This is a genomic window from Shimwellia pseudoproteus, assembly GCF_016415625.1.
GTDB lineage: Bacteria > Pseudomonadota > Gammaproteobacteria > Enterobacterales > Enterobacteriaceae > Shimwellia > Shimwellia pseudoproteus.
This window is the reverse complement of sequence record NZ_WBXP01000005.1, coordinates 106,791-124,582: the sequence shown is the minus strand read 5'-3', so window position 1 is coordinate 124,582 and position 17,792 is coordinate 106,791. Positions and strand designations below refer to the sequence as shown.

At 55.4% G+C, this 17,792-nt stretch carries 17 protein-coding genes; 5 read left to right on the top strand and 12 right to left on the bottom strand.

What is annotated here, in order from left to right; all coding sequences use genetic code 11:
• Positions 1–194: 194 nt before the first annotated feature.
• The gene (locus F9C28_RS04185) at positions 195–698 is read left to right on the top strand and encodes a GNAT family N-acetyltransferase (RefSeq protein WP_199013983.1); all 504 of its coding nucleotides are present in this window, start codon (positions 195–197) and stop codon (positions 696–698) included.
• A 62-nt stretch (positions 699–760) separates the two neighbouring features.
• On the opposite strand, the gene F9C28_RS04180 is transcribed toward F9C28_RS04185, so the two are convergent.
• The 7 genes from F9C28_RS04180 to rraB all read right to left on the bottom strand — a co-directional run bounded on the left by F9C28_RS04180 (position 761) and on the right by rraB (position 6,486).
• Positions 761–1,588, bottom strand: coding sequence for a metal ABC transporter permease (locus F9C28_RS04180; RefSeq protein WP_199013982.1), 828 nt, complete (start codon positions 1,586–1,588; stop codon positions 761–763).
• Positions 1,569–2,435, bottom strand: a complete 867-nt coding sequence (sitC, locus tag F9C28_RS04175; protein WP_199013981.1) for an iron/manganese ABC transporter permease subunit SitC — start codon at positions 2,433–2,435, stop codon at positions 1,569–1,571. Before sitC ends, F9C28_RS04180 begins: the two co-directional genes overlap by 20 nt.
• Positions 2,432–3,244, bottom strand: coding sequence for a manganese/iron ABC transporter ATP-binding protein (locus F9C28_RS04170; protein ID WP_199013980.1), 813 nt, complete (start codon positions 3,242–3,244; stop codon positions 2,432–2,434). Before F9C28_RS04170 ends, sitC begins: the two co-directional genes overlap by 4 nt.
• 2 nt (positions 3,245–3,246) lie before the next feature.
• Positions 3,247–4,152, bottom strand: coding sequence for a metal ABC transporter substrate-binding protein (locus tag F9C28_RS04165; RefSeq protein ID WP_408641440.1), 906 nt, complete (start codon positions 4,150–4,152; stop codon positions 3,247–3,249).
• A 216-nt stretch (positions 4,153–4,368) separates the two neighbouring features.
• Positions 4,369–5,190, bottom strand: coding sequence for a topoisomerase II (locus F9C28_RS04160; RefSeq protein ID WP_199013979.1), 822 nt, complete (start codon positions 5,188–5,190; stop codon positions 4,369–4,371).
• A 38-nt stretch (positions 5,191–5,228) separates the two neighbouring features.
• Positions 5,229–5,993 (bottom strand): tRNA isopentenyl-2-thiomethyl-A-37 hydroxylase MiaE, encoded by a 765-nt coding sequence (gene miaE, locus F9C28_RS04155; protein ID WP_199013978.1) that lies wholly within the window; start codon positions 5,991–5,993, stop codon positions 5,229–5,231.
• A 64-nt stretch (positions 5,994–6,057) separates the two neighbouring features.
• Positions 6,058–6,486, bottom strand: coding sequence for a ribonuclease E inhibitor RraB (gene rraB / locus F9C28_RS04150; protein ID WP_199013977.1), 429 nt, complete (start codon positions 6,484–6,486; stop codon positions 6,058–6,060).
• Positions 6,487–6,649: 163 nt separating this feature from the next.
• Here rraB and argF point away from each other — a divergent pair, with 163 nt between their 5' ends.
• Positions 6,650–7,657, top strand: a complete 1,008-nt coding sequence (argF, locus tag F9C28_RS04145) for an ornithine carbamoyltransferase (RefSeq protein WP_199013976.1) — start codon at positions 6,650–6,652, stop codon at positions 7,655–7,657.
• Positions 7,658–7,698: 41 nt separating this feature from the next.
• Here the strand turns inward: argF and F9C28_RS04140 are convergent, their stop codons facing one another.
• The 4 genes from F9C28_RS04140 to speFL form a co-directional block, all read right to left on the bottom strand.
• Positions 7,699–8,151 (bottom strand): YhcH/YjgK/YiaL family protein, encoded by a 453-nt coding sequence (locus tag F9C28_RS04140; protein ID WP_199013975.1) that lies wholly within the window; start codon positions 8,149–8,151, stop codon positions 7,699–7,701.
• Positions 8,152–8,290: 139 nt separating this feature from the next.
• On the bottom strand, positions 8,291–9,601 hold the full coding sequence (gene potE, locus F9C28_RS04135; protein ID WP_199013974.1) for a putrescine-ornithine antiporter: 1,311 nt from the start codon (positions 9,599–9,601) through the stop codon (positions 8,291–8,293).
• Between the two features lie 158 nt (positions 9,602–9,759).
• A complete protein-coding gene (gene speF, locus F9C28_RS04130) occupies positions 9,760–11,925 on the bottom strand; it encodes an ornithine decarboxylase SpeF (RefSeq protein WP_199013973.1) in 2,166 nt (721 codons plus the stop codon).
• 359 nt (positions 11,926–12,284) lie between these two features.
• Positions 12,285–12,410: a leader peptide SpeFL gene (gene speFL, locus F9C28_RS04125; RefSeq protein ID WP_199013972.1), complete on the bottom strand. Its 126-nt coding sequence runs from the start codon at positions 12,408–12,410 to the stop codon at positions 12,285–12,287.
• A gap of 422 nt (positions 12,411–12,832) precedes the next feature.
• On the opposite strand from speFL, the gene pyrB reads away from it, so the two are divergent.
• The 3 genes from pyrB to ridA all read left to right on the top strand — a co-directional run bounded on the left by pyrB (position 12,833) and on the right by ridA (position 14,790).
• Positions 12,833–13,768 carry an aspartate carbamoyltransferase gene (gene pyrB, locus F9C28_RS04120; RefSeq protein WP_199013971.1) on the top strand — a complete coding sequence of 312 codons (936 nt, stop codon included), beginning with the start codon at positions 12,833–12,835 and terminating at the stop codon, positions 13,766–13,768.
• A gap of 15 nt (positions 13,769–13,783) precedes the next feature.
• Entirely contained in the window at positions 13,784–14,245 is a 462-nt protein-coding gene (pyrI, locus tag F9C28_RS04115) for an aspartate carbamoyltransferase regulatory subunit (protein WP_199013970.1), read from the top strand.
• A 161-nt stretch (positions 14,246–14,406) separates the two neighbouring features.
• Positions 14,407–14,790: a 2-iminobutanoate/2-iminopropanoate deaminase gene (gene ridA, locus F9C28_RS04110; RefSeq protein ID WP_199013969.1), complete on the top strand. Its 384-nt coding sequence runs from the start codon at positions 14,407–14,409 to the stop codon at positions 14,788–14,790.
• A gap of 102 nt (positions 14,791–14,892) precedes the next feature.
• Here the strand turns inward: ridA and mgtA are convergent, their stop codons facing one another.
• Positions 14,893–17,604, bottom strand: coding sequence for a magnesium-translocating P-type ATPase (mgtA, locus tag F9C28_RS04105; RefSeq protein ID WP_199013989.1), 2,712 nt, complete (start codon positions 17,602–17,604; stop codon positions 14,893–14,895).
• Positions 17,605–17,792: the final 188 nt, after the last annotated feature.

The following is a 17,792-nucleotide window of genomic DNA, read 5'->3' as shown; positions in this document are numbered from 1 at the left end:
TCAGTAGCTGAACAGGAGGGACAGCTGATAGAAACAGAAGCCACTGGAGCACCTCAAAAACACCATCATACACTAAATCAGTAAGTTGGCAGCATCACCAAAAATGACACCCGGTTCAGGGTTCCTTTTACATTCTGCCGCTGAAATGGTATTTAATGCTTATCCCCTGACCACCAGCTAATACGAGTAACAACATGAGTGTCGCGGCCCTCTCCGCACTGAAAATTCGCCCCATTAGCCCCGCCGATAACCCCGCCATTGCCCGGGTGATCCGCGATGTTTCCGCTGAATTTGGCCTGACAGCCGACAAAGGCTACACCGTGGCCGATCCCAACCTCGATGAGCTGTACCAGCTGTACAGCCAGCCGGGCCACGCTTATTGGGTGGTCGAACTGGATGGCAACATCGTCGGCGGTGGCGGCATTGCACCGCTTGCCGGGGCGGATGAGGATATTTGCGAACTGCAAAAAATGTACTTCCTGCCTGCCGCCCGGGGACAGGGCCAGGCCAAACAGCTGGCGATCCACGCGATGGCGTTTGCCCGTGAATACGGCTTTCGCCGCTGTTATCTGGAAACCACCGCGTTTCTCACCCAGGCCATAGCGTTATATGAGCGACTGGGCTTCGAACATATTGACGGGCCGCTGGGCAATACCGGCCATGTGGACTGTGAAGTGCGGATGCTAAAAAGCCTGTAACCGTATCCGGTGGGCCCGGTGTGTTACCGGGCCCCTGCGCCACTCCCGGCCAGCCGTTTCTGTTACTGCTCCTGGCGGCGGGTGCGCAGTATGTCGGTGATAAACGCCGCACAAAACACCAGCGCAAACAGCACCACAATGGTGGGGGCCGGCGCACTATCAATAAAGAACGACAGATACACCCCACTGACTGAAACCACCACCGCCACGGCCACCGCCAGTAACAGCGTCCGGGAGAAGCGCCGGGTAAGCAATACCGCAATCGCCCCCGGGGCAATCAGCAGCGACACCGATAAAATAATCCCCACCGATTTCAGGGTGGCAACAATGGTCAGCGCCACCATCGCCAGCAGCCCATAGTGTAACCAGCGGGTCGCCAGCCCGGAGGCCTGGGCCTGCTGCGCATCAAAGCAGAACAGCAGAAAATCCCGCCATTTAAGGATCATTACCCCCACGATCACCACCGCGATCGCCACGGTCTGGGCAATATCACCCGGCAAGATCCCAAGCATATCCCCGAACAGAATATGCTCAAGGTGCACTGCCGGCTTCACGGCGATATACAGGATAAGCCCGGAGGCAAACATCCCGGAAAAGACGATCCCCATCAGGGTATCCTGCTTAATACGGCTATTGTCCTTCAGCCAGCCACTGGCAAAGGCGCAAAACAGGCCGGCAACAAATGCCCCGCTGCCGAGAGGCAACCCCAGAATCCAGGCCAGAACGATCCCCGGAAACACCGCGTGGCTCATGGCGTCCCCCATTAGCGCCCAGCCCTTCAGCACCAGGAAAACCGACAGCAGCGCACAGGGCACCGCCACCACCAGCGCAATACCCAGCGCCTGATTCATAAAACTGAACTGGAACGGCTCAAGCAGCAGTGTCAGCATTGCGGGCTCCTCCTCTGGCGCGGCGGCGGTTAGCCAGCAGACCATGCACCGGGGCAAAGATAAACGCCAGCAGGAATACCAGGGTCTGCGCCACCACCACGATCCCGCCGGTGGCGCCATCGAGGTAATAACTCAGCCAGGCGCCGAGGAAGCTGGTCACACTGCCGATGGTAACCGCGATAGCCAGTAAGCGCGGGAAACGATCGGTTAATAACCAGGCGGTTGCCCCGGGGGCCACCACCAGTGAGATAACCATAAACGCCCCCACGGTTTGCAGTGCCGCCACCGTGGAGAGCGATAACAGCGTAAAGAACAGCAGTTTCAGGCGCGCCGGATCCAGGCCGATGGCCCGGGCGTGGTTCTCATCAAAGAAGGTCACCAACAGATCTTTCCATTTAAATAACAGTACCGCCATCGACACCACACCGATGATCGCCAGTTGCCAAATATCCTCCGGTGCGATGGCCAGAACATTGCCCAGCACGATGGTCTGGATATTCACCGAGGTGGGATTCAGTGACACCATAAACAGCCCCAGCCCAAAAAAAGACGAGAAAATCAGCCCGATAATCACGTCCTCTTTCAGGCGGGTGCGCTGATTAAGAAACAGCATACTGCCCGCCGCCAGGCCACCGGATAAAAACGCCCCCAGAGCAAATGGCAACCCCAGCATATAGGCCCCGGCGACCCCGGGCACAATGGCGTGGGACAGCGCATCCCCAATCAGGGACCAGCCCTTGAGCATCAGGTAGCAAGAGAGGAAGGCACACAGCCCGCCGACCAGGGCAGATACCCACATGGCGTTGAGCATGTACTGGTAGGTAAACGGCTCCAGAAACGCACTCATGCCGGCCCCCCGGGATTACCGGCCAGCTGGCGCATCAGCGGATCCGGACCGCAGGGCGGGTCATTGCGCAGTAACAGGCCCGGCAGACCATCGCTGAACGTCAGCATCAGGTTATCCCGGGTAAAGGTGGTTTCCGTTGGCCCACAGGCCACGACCGCGCCTTTGATCAGCAGACAGTGGTCGCAAAAGTCGGCCACCGTGGCCAGGTTATGGGTGGCCACCAGCAGGGTTTTCCCTTCACCGCGCAGCTCCCGCAGCAGGCTAATAATTTTCGCCTCGGTTTTAACATCCACCCCGGTAAAGGGCTCATCCAGCAAAATAACCTGCCCCTGCTGAGCAACGGCCCTGGCGAGGAAAACGCGTTTCTTCTGGCCGCCGGACAGCTCGCCAATCTGGCGCTTGCGCAATGCCAGCATATCCACCCGCGCCAGCGCGTCTGTGACAATCTGGCGATCCTGCGCCCGGGGAATGCGCAGCACCCCCATATGGCCGTAGCGCCCCATCATCACCACATCTTCCACCAGCACCGGGAATGACCAGTCCACCTCTTCCGCCTGGGGAACATAGGCCACCAGGTTACGGCGCAGCGCCTGCCGGGTCGGCATCCCGAGGATCTCGATATTGCCGGACGCCAGGCGCACAAACCCCATGATCGCCTTGAACAGGGTGGATTTCCCGGAGCCATTAACCCCTACCAGCGCGATAACCGATGCGCCGGGCAGCGAGAAAGACGCGTCGCGCAGCGCGGTATGCCCATTGCGATAAGTGACGCTGACACCACGGGCAGAAATGGCGGTGGACTGGGACATGGTTACTCCTTAAGACCGTCGGCGATCCCCTGGACCACCGTTTTCGTGGTGACATTGAGCAGATCGAGATACGTGGGTACCGGGCCTTTCGGGCCGCTGAGGGAGTCCACATACAGCACGCCACCGTAGTGCGCACCGGTTTCCCGGGCCACCTGGCGCGCCGGTTTATCCGACACCGTGCTTTCACTAAACACCGCCGGGATCTTGTTGGCCTTCACCTCATCAACCACATGGCGGACCTGCTGCGGCGTGCCCTGCTGATCGGCATTAATGGGCCACAAATAGAGCTCTTTCAGCCCCAGATCCCGGGCCAGATATGAGAATGCCCCTTCACTGGAAACCAGCCAGCGTTTATTTTCCGGCACCTGCGCGACCTGCTTACGCAGCGGGTCCAGCGTGGCGGCAATCTGTTTTTTGTACTGATCGGCGTTATGCTGGTAGATAGCGGCATGGGCCGGATCGTATTTGATCAACGCATCGCGAATGTTATCTACGTAGATCAGGGCGTTATCCGGGGACATCCAGGCATGGGGATTAGGCTTGCCGTTATAGGGCCCCTCGGTGATGCCTATCGGGGTGACGCCCTTAGTGACCACCACTTCCGGGACCCCGTTCAGGTGCTGGTAAAAGCGCTGGAACCACAGCTCAAGCCCCAGTCCATTGGTGAGGATAAGCTGGGCCCCCTGGGCGCGCTTAATATCACCCGGGGTGGGCTGGTACTCATGAATTTCCGCCCCGGGCCGGGTAATGGAGCTGACCTGTGCTGCGTCCCCGGCCACATTTTTCGCCATGTCGGCAATGACCGTAAAGGTGGTTATCACCTTAAATTTCTCTGCCGCCCAGGCGCCAGTAGCCCCGGCAAGGGATAGCGCGACCCCCAGCAGAGCGGTGGTCATGGTTTTCATCATATGCATTGCAGATCTCTCCGTGAATGGTTAAAACATCAGCAAAAATAGCCTGTGCTATGTTTTATAGCACAGGCTATTTCTAAATGAAAACCATTATCAGTTATATAAACGAAAGGTTTAAAATTCACCAAACCGGACAGATGACACCCAAAAAAAGAACAAAAAAAATCCATAACCTGATGTTATGGATTTTTCATTTTATCCCCGGGGCCCCGATCAGTGCGGATCGCCGCTCCCCGCCGCCACCGAATAACGGATCACCGCCGCCGCGTTTTTCTCCGGCAGGGCAAAGACCTGATGCCACAGATCCTGCACCATATTACACATTTCGGTCTCTTTACCGCTGGCGTCCCGGGGCCGGGCCAGCAGATCAAAATCATCGCCGTATTTATCCATCAGGTCGCGCACAATGGGCTGAATATCCCGGTGGGCCTGTTCGCGCTCCTGGGGAGTGACCTGATGCGCATGCGGCCCGAAGGAGGCGTTATACATCGCCACATCGGCATTCATACGCTGGGCTATCTGCTGGCGGGTGAGTAGCAATACCGGGTTAATCCCGCCGCGCACTTCCGGGTACAGGAAGCGGAAGCAGGTTTCACCGCCCAGTTTCTGTAACTGCGCGGTCTGGTCCATATTGGCGCGCATATAGGCAACCGTTTCGGCATCCGGCGCCAGCTGGAGCCGCTGTACCGAAATACGCAACACTTGCTGTTGCAGTGCATCAATACGCGCCTGCTCATCCTGGCCATTCTGGTGCATGGCGTCTATCTGGCGCTGTAACTGCTGCCAGACCTCCGGCTCATGGTGGTGAATCGCCTGGTACAGCGGTGTGGTATTCAGATCAGGCTCGCCGACCACTTGCGGGTCGTGCTCTGTTATCGGCTGTGGCCGGTGTAATAACACCGCGCCGCCAATCACCACCACCAGGGTAATGGCCAGGGCGCTGAAACGAACTCCCGCCGGGCGCTTACGCACCAGGATATATACCATCAGCAGCAGTATCAGCCCGGACAGGGCAACTGCGGGTAATCCATTCATGTGTCTCTCCGCCATGCGGCCAGGCCGCGCTGGCCGTGCTATGCGGCGACGGGTACGCCGCTGTGAAATCGAAATTCGCTATCCGGGCGGGTGATCAATTGCGCTTCCAGCTCGCCAAAATGGCGAATGCGACTGGCGATATCCGCCCCGGCTATCTGCTGTGCCAGCCCCAGGTAATCCTGATAATGGCGAGCTTCAGAGCGCAGCAGCGACAGATAAAATTTTTGCAACGGGACATCCAGGTAAGGCGCCAGCGCCGCAAAGCGTTCGCAGGAGCGCGCTTCAATGTACGCCCCGCAAATCAGCTTATCCACCAGGGTCAGGGGCTCATGGGTTCGCACCGCGCTGAGTAAGCCTTTGGCGTAGCGGCTGGCGGTTATCTTCTGGTAGGGAATGTTGCGCGCCTGCATTATCTCCCGCACCTGCCAAAAATGATGCAATTCCTCTTTAATTAATAGCACCATACTGGCGATCAGCTGCTGGCCCCAGGGATCGTCTGTTACCGGCATCACACCTTTGCCCAGTTGCCGGTGGAGCGCCACAAAATCCGGCTCTGGCCCTTCCCGAAAGGCAAAGGCTTCATAAGGGCGCAACTCCCTGAGCAGAGCCTCGGCCCCGGCGTTATCCGCCACATATTTACGCACCAGCAGCATCGCGGTCTGGGCGGCTTTTAATTCACAAATCAGGTGATCCGTTAGCAGTAACGGTAAATGCCGGGGGTCCCTGGCGTGATCCAGCCAGGCCTGGGGGGTGGGACAGTGCAAAAAGTGGTGAATGGGAGAAAGCAGTGCCTGATAGTCCATACCCGGATCCTTGACGGTGCGGCAGGCTGCGCCGCACCGGTAAAACACTTAGTGCAGCGATAAATCAGTGGCGAACGCCGTCGTCGTCTTCATCGATGCCGTCTTCGTCTTCGTCACCTTCTTCGCCGTCTTCACCGTTCGGATCTTCGTAGTAGGTGCCCCAGCCGTCATATTCTACGTTGAATTTTTCTGCCAGGTTCATCAGTTGCTCAACCTGGGCGTCGATCAGCTCAGCATTCAGCGCACACTCGCTCAGGGCGTCACAGCAGATAACCACCAGGCCATCTTCCACTTCCAGCTCTTCTGGCTCGGTAACTTCATAGCCCATTTTAAAGGCTTCTACCGCCACTTTTTCCAGCTCATCAAACGCATCGGCAGAGAAATGGTGTTCGATGGTGTACAGCGCATCCGGATCGCTGCCGTCTTCCAGCAACTCTTCAATAATCAGGCGCGTTTCTTCACGTTGTTCTTCCAGGTGTTCCGGGTTTGCCATGGGGAGTTCCTCATCAGGTCGGCAGATAGTGTCTATTTTCACATACCCGGCGCATTGCCTCCAGCGTTCCCCTCAAAGATTTCGTAAACAGTATTGCAAATGAATAAACATCCATATAAATTGAATTTTAATTCAACAAGTGGCCTATGCCATGGAGGAACACATGCACACGCTCTATCAGAAATCATTCCTGAAATTACTCGATTTTACCCCGGCTCAGGTGCTCGGCTTCGTGGCGCTGGCCGCCAAACTCAAACAAGATAAAAAAAGCGGTACTGAAGTCCCGCTGCTCACCGGTAAAAACATCGCGCTCATCTTCGAAAAAGACTCAACCCGAACCCGTTGCTCTTTCGAAGTTGCCGCATACGATCAGGGGGCGCGCGTCACCTACCTTGGTTCGTCCGGTAATCAGATTGGCCACAAAGAATCCATTAAAGACAGCGCCCGGGTGCTGGGCAGAATGTATGACGGGATCCAGTATCGCGGTTACGGCCAGGAGATCGTTGAAACCCTCGCCCAGTACGCCGGGGTACCGGTCTGGAACGGGCTTACCGATGAGTTCCACCCTACCCAGCTACTGGCCGATCTGCTGACCATGCAGGAACATCTGCCGGGGAAACGTTTCCAGGATATGACCCTGGTGTACGCCGGTGATGCCCGTAACAACATGGGGAATTCGATGCTGGAAGCCGCTGCCCTTACCGGTCTCGATCTGCGCCTGGTGGCCCCGAAAGCCTGCTGGCCGGATGCGGCCCTGGTCGCAGAATGCCAGGCGATGGGTAAACAAACCGGCGCGCGGATCACCCTCACCGAAGATATCGCCAGCGGTGTGAAAGGCGCGGACTTTATCTATACCGATGTCTGGGTGTCTATGGGGGAACCGAAAGAGAAATGGGCCGAACGTATCGCCCTGCTGCGTGACTACCAGGTGAATAAACAGATGCTGGCGCTGACCGGTAACCCGGCGGTGAAATTCCTCCACTGCCTGCCGGCGTTCCACGATGATCAGACCACGGTCGGCAAACAGATGGCAGAGACCTACGGCATGCACGGCGGCATAGAAGTGACTGACGAGGTATTTGAATCAGAAAACAGCGTGGTGTTTGACCAGGCGGAAAACCGTCTGCACACCATTAAAGCCGTGATGGTCGCCACCCTGGCGAAACCATAACCGCGACGGGGCGGGCTATCGTGCCCGCCCCGCCAACAGGATTATGCCATCTGTATTTTAACCACCACTTTGCGCACTTTCGCCGGATCACCGACCGCGCACAGCGGTTTGTGAACTTCTCCCGGATAAAACACCACAAAATCCCCGGCACTGAGGATAACGGTTTTTTCCTGCTCCCCGTGTTCGAGGAAGGCGATGTCTTTATCCGCCAGCCAGTCCGTATCCGGTTTTCCCGGTGGCAAGGTACTGAAGGTCATCCCTTCCATACCGCGCATCACAATCTGGATATCCAGGTAACGCGCGTGGTACTCCGCGCGACGGTCAGCAAAGGGTTCCGTGCTGTCTTCAGACACCAGCATAAATACGCGTTCGCCATCAATCTCATGTTTGCCCAGCGCCGTTTCCGGGGTAACGTGCTGTTTAACATGTTCAATAGCCTGGCGTAGCGCCGCCGGTAACCACGATTGCAGAGAATGGATATTGCCAACGATCATCGGAGCTCCCTCTTTAAATTAAAACAATGTTTTAATTTATTTATACGCCGTGGGTGTCTGTCACTCCAGTATTTTCCGTTAAAAATCTGCGGTAGCGCATATTTACCCGCCCTACCGCCCCGTGATTCGCATTCTGTGATCAGGCTTTACGCAGTTCAAATTTCGGTGAAATAAACCCGTACAGGGTCCAGCCGAGGAAGGTCACAATCGCACCGTACATCATGGCCTGTTCACCGGATGAATACAGGGCATAGAAGCTATACAGCGCCCCGACCAGCGCGATGAAGTTGGACACCCGGGCTTTGCCTGGATCAACCTTGGCCACTTTCTGCATCACCATCAGCGCCGCCATCGACAGGATATACGGGATGATGTTGGTTACCACCGCCAGGTTGACCAGCACATTAAACTGGCTGTTCAGGGAAGGGCTGATGGTCATAAATGACAGCAGGGTCTGGACCACTACAATCACCAGCATGCCTTTCAGCGGTGCACCGGCGCTGGTGATTTTAGAGAACACTTTCGGGAAGTAGCCTTCGTCCGCAGAGGATTTAAAGACCTGCGCAATGGTGAACTGCCAGCCCAGCAGGGAACCACAGCAGGAGATAACCATCAGTGCGGTCACCACTTTACCGATAGTCGGGTTAAAGATATGGGAAAACGCCATCCCGAACGGGGCGGTGGAATTGGCCAGATCCATATTCGGCACAATACCGGCAATCACGTTGGTGGAAACGATATAAATCACCGCCGCCCCCAGGGTCCCACCCAGTACCGCTATCGGGACGTTCTTTTCCGGGTTTTCTACCGCGTCAGTATTGGCACAGGCAGATTCAAGCCCCAGGAAGGCCCACAGGGTCATTGAGATTGAGGCACTGATCGCTTCAAAGACCGGTGCGTGATGCGGGTTCCAGGATTCGGCATACATTGTCGGACTGAACCAGAACCAGCCAATAATCGACAACCCAACCACCGGGATAATTACCCCCCATACGGTGATGCCGCTGATCTGGCCGGTAATGCGCGCACCACCGAAGTTAGCAATGGTACAAATCCACAGAACTACAATGGTGGCGATACAAATCGCTACCGGGGACAAGGTCGCGCCAAACAGGTCGGTACCATAGCCCACGGCAGAGATAGCGATAGCGATGTTAGCAATCAGCAGCGACACCCCGTAGGTGTAGTTGGCCATAAAGTTACCGGCCTTACCAAAGGAGTATTCGGCATAGCCGCCCATCCCGCCGGATTTTTTGCTGTACATCCCGCACTTGGCAAATGCCCAGGCCAGCGCCATAGAGCCGAGTGCGGTAACCAGCCAGGAAACAATAGAAATAGTCCCGACTTCTGCCAATTTGGTGGGGAGCATAATAATCCCAGAGCCCATCATATTTACGGCAGTTAAAATGGTGAGTTGCACTACACCCATTTTATTTTTTGCTGTACTCATAATATTTATCCTGATCTTAGGCGTGGGGATGCCGCACGTAATAATACGCAGGATCCCCACTTATTAGGACCAGCCCTTCAGATGACGTGATGGTCTACTGTCTTATCGGTGGAGCAGTAAGCTATTCGTTCATCAGGCGGGAAAGCCCATATTTATATTTATTTTTTCAGTACATAACCAAAGGCGTGCTGTAACCCATCGTCTCCTTTCTGGATATAAACGCCCTGTAATTCAGGCGCAAAACCTGGCAGTAAATTAATCCCTTCTTCAAGGGCGAGGAAATAACGCTGTACGGCACCACCCCATACTTCACCCGGAACAACACAGAGTACGCCCGGAGGATAAGGCAGAGCACCTTCCGCCGCGATACGGCCTTCAATCTGGCTCAGTGGCACCAGATCAATATTGCCACGGACATATTCCAGATACGCATCACGCGGGTTCATAACCATTTTCGGGAAATAGGCTTTACGGAACATTTCTTTTTGCAGTGTTTTCACATCGTAGCTGACGTACAGGTCATGCATTTCCTGGCACAGGCGACGAATAGAATAACCGCGGTAACGTTCTTCATTATTGGCATACAGCGCAGGCAATACTTCAGATAACGGCGCATCTTCATCCAGCAGGCGTTCAAAACGGGCAATTTGCGCCACCAGATGTTGTAATTTCGCCATATCCTCTGCCGGGGTCATCAGGAAAAGGATAGAGTTCAGGTCGCATTTTTCCGGGACGATGCCATTTTCCCGCAGGAAGTTAGCCAGAATTGTCGCCGGCACACCGAAAGCTTCATACTCCCCGGTGGCGGTATTAATCCCCGGTGTGGTGAGCATCAGTTTGCAGGGGTCAACAAAATACTGGTGTTCCGCATAGCCTTCAAAGGCATGCCAGCGTTCTCCGGGAATAAAGTTGAAGAACCGTAAATCGTTGGCCATCTCTTCGGTATCATGATCTTGCCATTTTTTACCGTCCACGGTGACCGGAATAAACGGTTTGATATGGTGGCAGAGTTTTAACAGCAGCTTACGGGCTTCAATCCCATTTTTCACGCAGTCCAGCCACATGCGTTTACCGCTTTCCCCTTCGTGCATTTTGGCGTTCACATCCAGGGCCGCGAACAGCGGGTAGAACGGGCTGGTAGAGGCATGCATCATAAAGGCGTTATTCAGGCGTTTGTGGTTTACATAGCGCGCCTGGCCTTTGATATGGCTGTCTTTCTTGTGAATTTGCGAGGTCTGAGAGAACCCGGCCTGCTGTTTATGAACTGACTGGGTAACCAGGATACCCGGGTCATTTTCATTCAGATCCAGCAGCAGCGGCGAGCAGTCTTTCATCATCGGGATGAACTGTTCGTAACCCACCCAGGCGGAGTCAAACAGGATGTAATCGCACAGGTGACCAATCTTATCCACTACCTGACGGGCGTTATAGATGGTGCCGTCATAGGTACCCAACTGGATCACCGCCAGGCGGAACGGACGCGCGTCTTTGGCGCGGTCCGGGGCAACGTCGTTAATCAGCCCGCGCAGGTACGCTTCCGAGAAGCAATGAGAATCAATACCGCCAATGAAGCCGTACGGGTTGCGGGCTGTTTCCAGATATACCGGGGTTGCTCCGGCTTGCAACAGGGCGCCGTGGTGGATGGATTTGTGGTTGTTTCGGTCAAACAATACCAGGTCGCCCGGTGCGAGTAGCGCATTTAACACCACCTTGTTGGAAGACGATGTACCATTGAGTACGAAGTAGGTTTTATCTGCATTATAGACTTTGGCCGCGTGCTGCTGTGCTTCACAGGGCGCACCTTCATGGATCAATAAGTCACCCATCGCCACGTCGGCATTACACAGATCGGACCGGAACAACGTTTCGCCAAAGTAATCAAAGAACTGGCGGCCAGCCGGGTGGCGGCGGAAGAATTGCCCCCCCTGGTGCCCCGGGCAGTCAAAGGCGGCGTAGCCTTTACTGACATAATCTTTCAGGCGGCCAAAGAACGGCGGCAGCATCTCTTTTTCATATTTTTCTGCGGCAGCTTCAACTTGCTTACCGTAAAAGTCGCTGTTGCCGTCATGCAAATCAATCACGCTGGTTACCTGAGGCAAAATATCCGCCTTCAGGGAGTCGTTACCGCAAGCGGCGACAAATACCGGCAGTTTAAAACCGGTTTCTTCTATATGTTGCAGGGTACCATTAGCGGCGTCTTCTGCGGAAAGCACCACCGCAGACACATCGGTTAAATCGCTGCTGTGAATATCAACAGTTTCACGTGAGGTATCAAAACTGTTCAGTACACCATGACTAACCGCAATCTTATTTAAGGTAGACATTAATTTTACTCCTTTCTTATTTGGATATTACGCCAGGCAATAGCGGGGCATAACACTCCAGGTGTTTAATTCCCTTCAGTCATACAGACCGAATAGTCATTATTTTTTGGCGTACAGCATCCCCTGGAAGAATAAATAACTTCCAGACATAATAAATAAAATTAGCGGCACAGCCGTATCCCGACTGATAAAACCAGCAGTAACGTTATTCAGATGTCAGCAAGGGGAACGCCAGTGCTATGGCGAAAACATAATTCAGGCTATTTTGAAAACATAAGACAATATGCTACGGCACCCGGTTTGCGGGCAGGCGATATTGTTATGCTCTGCAGAAAAAGCGCAAAATTATGCGCACGCCGTTAGCCGGTAAGAGAAGAGGGTATTTTAGAGTTGAATGTGTGGAAACCGAAGCAACTACGATGAGAAACCATCATAATATGCGTTACCCGCCGTATATGCGGCCATGATCTATTGTTGTTTTCCATATAAATCACCATTGAGCCCATAAAAGACAAGGAAGATTATATGACCGACAGGAAATTAAAATGTGATATGCATCAACTTTAGTAATAAATCCGGAATGATTCTCTGGATAATGCCGTTTGCAGCAAACTTTAGCGGTGCTTATCACGCTAAACCTCAGATATTTATCCACTATTCATTGTACTTCTGGTTGTGTGGTGATTTGTGCTTGCCGTCCACCGTTACATGCGTATAATTCCGGACGGTTTGCCGGGAGGACCTATGAAACTGCACGCTGGACAATTTGCCCCGTCCCAGCGCCTGAATACAGGCGCCGCGCTGTCGTTTTTCTTTCCGTTGCATCCCCGCTTTTCGAAAGCCCCTCAATTGAGGGGCTTTTTTTTGACCAGAATTCGTCCGGCGCACTGCGATTGAGGAGATAGCCATGGCCAACCCGCTCTACCATAAACACATCATTTCTATTAATGATCTTAACCGTGATGAACTGGAACTTGTGCTGGAAACCGCCGCGAGCCTGAAGGCCAATCCTCAGCCAGAGCTGCTGCAGCATAATGTGATTGCCAGTTGCTTTTTTGAAGCATCCACCCGCACCCGCCTCTCTTTTGAGTCAGCGATACATCGTCTGGGGGCCTCAGTGGTGGGCTTTTCCGACAGCAGTAACACCTCGCTGGGTAAAAAAGGGGAAACCCTTGCCGACACCATTTCCGTGATTAGCACCTATGTGGATGCCATCGTCATGCGCCATCCCCAGGAAGGGGCGGCGCGCCTCGCCACCGAGTTCTCCGGCGGTATTCCGGTGATTAACGCCGGTGACGGCGCCAACCAGCACCCGACCCAGACCCTGCTGGATCTGTTTACCATCCGTGAAACCCAGGGCCGGCTTGAGAACCTGAACATCGCCATGGTGGGGGACCTGAAATATGGCCGTACTGTGCACTCGCTGACCCAGGCCCTGGCGAAATTTAACGGCAACCGCTTTTTCTTTATCGCCCCGGATGCCCTGGCAATGCCCCAGTACATTCTCGATATGCTGGATGAGAAAGGCATTGCCTGGAGCCGCCATGAAAACATGGACGAAGTCATGGGCGAGCTGGATATTCTCTACATGACCCGGGTACAAAAAGAGCGCCTCGATCCGTCGGAATACGCCAGCGTCAAAGCGCAGTTTATTCTGCGGGCGGCGGATCTGGCCGGGGCGAAAACGAATATGAAAGTGTTACACCCGCTGCCGCGCGTTGATGAGATAGCCACCGATGTGGACAGCACACCTCACGCCTGGTACTTCCAGCAGGTGGGGAACGGTATTTTTGCCCGCCAGGCGCTCCTGGCACTGGTTCTGAATCGCGATCCGGCACTGTAACAGGGGGAACAAGAGATGACACACGATAATAAATTACAGGTAGAAGCCATCAACTGCGGTACCGTTATTGACCATATTCCGGCCCAGGTGGGGTTCAAACTGTTAAGCCTGTTCCGGCTGACCGAAACCGATGCCCGTATCACCATCGGCCTTAATCTGCCCTCCCGGGAGCTGGGCCGCAAAGACCTTATCAAAATCGAAAATACCTTCCTCACCGAAGAGCAGGTCAACCAGCTGGCACTCTATGCGCCACACGCGACGGTGAACCGCATCGACAATTATAACGTGGTGGGGAAATCGAGCCCTATCCTGCCGGACCGGGTTGAGAAAGTCCTCACTTGCCCGAACAGTAACTGCATCAGCCGCAGCGAGCCGGTAAACTCCAGCTTTGCGGTTATCAGACGCGGCCAGGCAATCAGCCTGAAGTGTAAATACTGTGAGAAAGAGTTTGCTCAGCAGGTTGTGCTGGCAGGATAAGCGCTGGAAATGGCGATTTACCCTCCTATAATGGGAGGGTTTTTATTGTCCGCTGTGCCTCACCAGTCGTGACGGACGTCCGCTGATGGGGCTGTACTCTCAAACCGGTTCTGTTATGTCTGGTTATGATGGGATCGGTTCTACCTTTTTCAGGAGAAAATATGTCAGTCATCAGTACGGAACATGCACCTGCAGCAATCGGCCCTTATGTTCAGGGTGTTGATCTGGGCAATATGGTGATCACTTCTGGTCAGATCCCTGTTGATCCGAAAACCGGTGCCGTAGCAGATGACGTTGCCGCTCAGGCACGCCAGTCACTGGACAATGTGAAAGCCATTGTTGAGGCCGCAGGCCTGAAAGTGGGCGATATCATCAAGACCACCGTTTTCGTCAAAGATCTGAATGATTTTGCAGTGGTTAATGCCGCCTATGAAGCGTTCTTCACCGAGCACCACGCGGTGTTCCCGGCGCGTTCCTGCGTAGAAGTCGCCCGCCTGCCGAAAGACGTTAAAATCGAGATTGAAGCCATCGCCGTACGTCGCTAATTGCGGACACCGCAGGCCAGCGATCATGGCCTGATGCCAATTCGGCAGAATACTGGCCACATTGCGTGGCCAGTATTTATTTCCCCACCGTTACCCCATCACTTACTGCCAGCCATAGCGGCGGCTATAGATACCTTTCATCAACTGGGTCAGCGCCATGTAGCCCACCAGAATCGCAATCAGCCACGGGAAATAACCCAGCGGCAGCGCCTGTAGTTGCAGATATTCCGCCAGCGGCGAGAACGGCAGGGAGATGCCCGCCACAATCACCACCAGGGTCATCATCATCAGCGGCCAGGCGGCCCGGCTCTGAATAAACGGCACCTTGCGGGTACGGATCATATGCACAATCAGGGTCTGGGACAGCAGCCCTTCGATAAACCAGCCACTCTGGAACAGAGTCTGGGCTTCCGGCACGGTGGCGTGGAACACAAACCACATCAGGCAGAAGGTGAGAATATCGAACACCGAACTGATCGGCCCGAAGAACACCATAAACCGGCCCAGATCGGCGGGTTCCCAGCGCTGGGGCTTGCGGATCTGCTCGTCGTCCACGTTATCAAACGGGATAGCCACCTGGGATACATCGTACAGCAGGTTCTGGATCAGTAAGTGCAGCGGCAACATCGGCAAAAATGGCAGAAAGGCGCTGGCCACCAGCACGCTGAACACATTGCCGAAGTTAGAGCTGGCGGTCATTTTGATGTACTTGAGCATATTGGCGAAGGTACGGCGCCCTTCAATCACCCCATGCTCCAGCACCATCAGGCTTTTTTCCAGCAGGATAATATCCGCCGCTTCCCGGGCAATATCCACGGCGCTATCCACCGAAATGCCAATATCCGCGGCGCGCAGGGCCGGTGCATCATTAATACCGTCCCCCATAAAGCCCACCACGTGGCCTTCACGGCGCAGCAGCCGGACAATGCGCTCTTTGTGCAGCGGCGCCAGGCGGGCAAACAGCGTGGTACGCTGGGCCAGCGCCGCCAGCTCGGCATCGTCCATATTTTCGACCTGCCCCCCGGTGACCGGGCAGCCGACGCCCAGCCCCACATCACGGCAGACTTTCGCCGCCACCAGTTCGCTATCGCCGGTAAGAATTTTCACGGTGATCCCGCTGGCCTTCAGCGCCTTGAGAGCCGGGGCTGTGGTCTCTTTGGGCGGATCGAGAAACGCGATATAGCCTTCGAGGATCAGGTCAGACTCATCGACCCGGCCATAATCGCTGCTGCGGGCCGGTACCACTTTGCTGGCAACCGCCACCACCCGTAACCCCTGGCGGTTAAGATCGTCCGTAACACCGCGGATCCGCGCCAGCATTCTGTCGCTGATCGGCACAATGTCCTCCCCCAGGCGCACCAGGGTGCAGACATTGAGGATCTCCTGCAGCGCCCCCTTACAGATCAACTGATGTACCTCAGGGAGGGCGCTTTCCATCACCACTACCGACATCCGGCGGCGCTCAAAATCAAACGGGATCTCGTCCACTTTCTGCCAGCGGCCGGAGAGCTGGCGCGCTTGTTCGGCGTCCACCCCTTCCAGCACCGCGCTGTCGAGCAGGTTTTTCAGGCCGGTCTGGTAGTGGCTGTTGAGCCAGGCCGTTTCCAGCACCCGCTGGCTGATGTCGCCAAAAATATCGGTGTGGGTCTCAAGGATGATATGGTCCTGGGTCAGGGTACCGGTCTTGTCGGCACACAGGATATCCATCGCCCCGAAGTTCTGGATGGCATCAAGGTGTTTAACAATCACTTTCTGGCGGGAGAGCTTCACCGCCCCTCTGGCCAGGGTTGAGGTGACAATCATCGGCAGCATTTCCGGGGTCAGCCCCACCGCCACCGACAGCGAGAACAGCGCCGCTTCCCACCAGTCCCCTTTGGTGTAACCGTTGATCAACAGCACCACCGGGGCCATCACCAGCATAAAGCGGATCAACAACATACTCACCCGGCTAATGCCTTTCTGGAAAGCATTGGGCTCACTTTCATGCTGGGTCACCCGCCCGGCCAGTTGCCCAAACCAGGTGCTGCCCCCGGTGGCAATCACCATTGCCCGGGCGGTACCGCTCACCACACTGGTGCCCATAAAACACAGGGTGTCACACTCCAGCGCATTGTTATGGCCGGTATCGCGGCTGTTGGCGACCTTTTCCACCGGTAGGGATTCGCCGGTCAGTGACGCCTGGAAGATAAACAGATCCCGGGCCTGGAGCACCCGCAGATCCGCGGGGATCATATCCCCCGCCGCCAGTTTGACAATATCGCCCGCGACCAGCTCCTGGGCCGGGATCTCCACCCAATTGCTGGCCCCCAGCGCATCAGTAACCCGCAACACAGTCACGGTGTTGCTGACCATCGCTTTCAGGGCATCCGCCGCCCGGGTGGATCGCGCCTCCTGCACAAAGTTCAGCAGTGTCGAGATCCCCACCATCAGGGCTATCACCCCGGCAGCAAACAGATCCTCCGTGGCATAGGAGACCACGCCCAGCACCGTCAGCAACAAGTTAAACGGGTTGCGGTAGCACAGCCACAGGTGGATCCACCAGGGGGTGGGCTGTTGGCCGGGAATGTGATTCGTCCCGTGGGTCTCTCTGGCCTGCTGTACTTCACGGGGTTCCAGCCCTTCAGGATGGCTGTTGAATTGCTGATACAGCTGATCTTCGCTGGCGCGGGCCAGCATCAGGCAATGGCGAGACAGCGATTCCGGGATAGCCCCACTGGCATAGTGAGCCGCGTCCGGCAGCGGATCGCGCTGGATCAAACGGTGAGGTAAATGACGGCTAAGTTTCGCCAGCAGCTGGCGGGCCAGGGTATTCATTTGCATAGATACGTCCTCTGCGCCTCATTCACATGAGTCGCCTGAATCCTGCATGCACGGCAACGCCGTACCTGACAGGCACATTATGTATTCAGCAGGAACGAAAAGGATGCGTTTCTGCTTTCCGGGCCCGGAAAGCAGACACCAGGAGGGCTGTTTACCAGGCAGGGGTTATCCACGTGGGATAA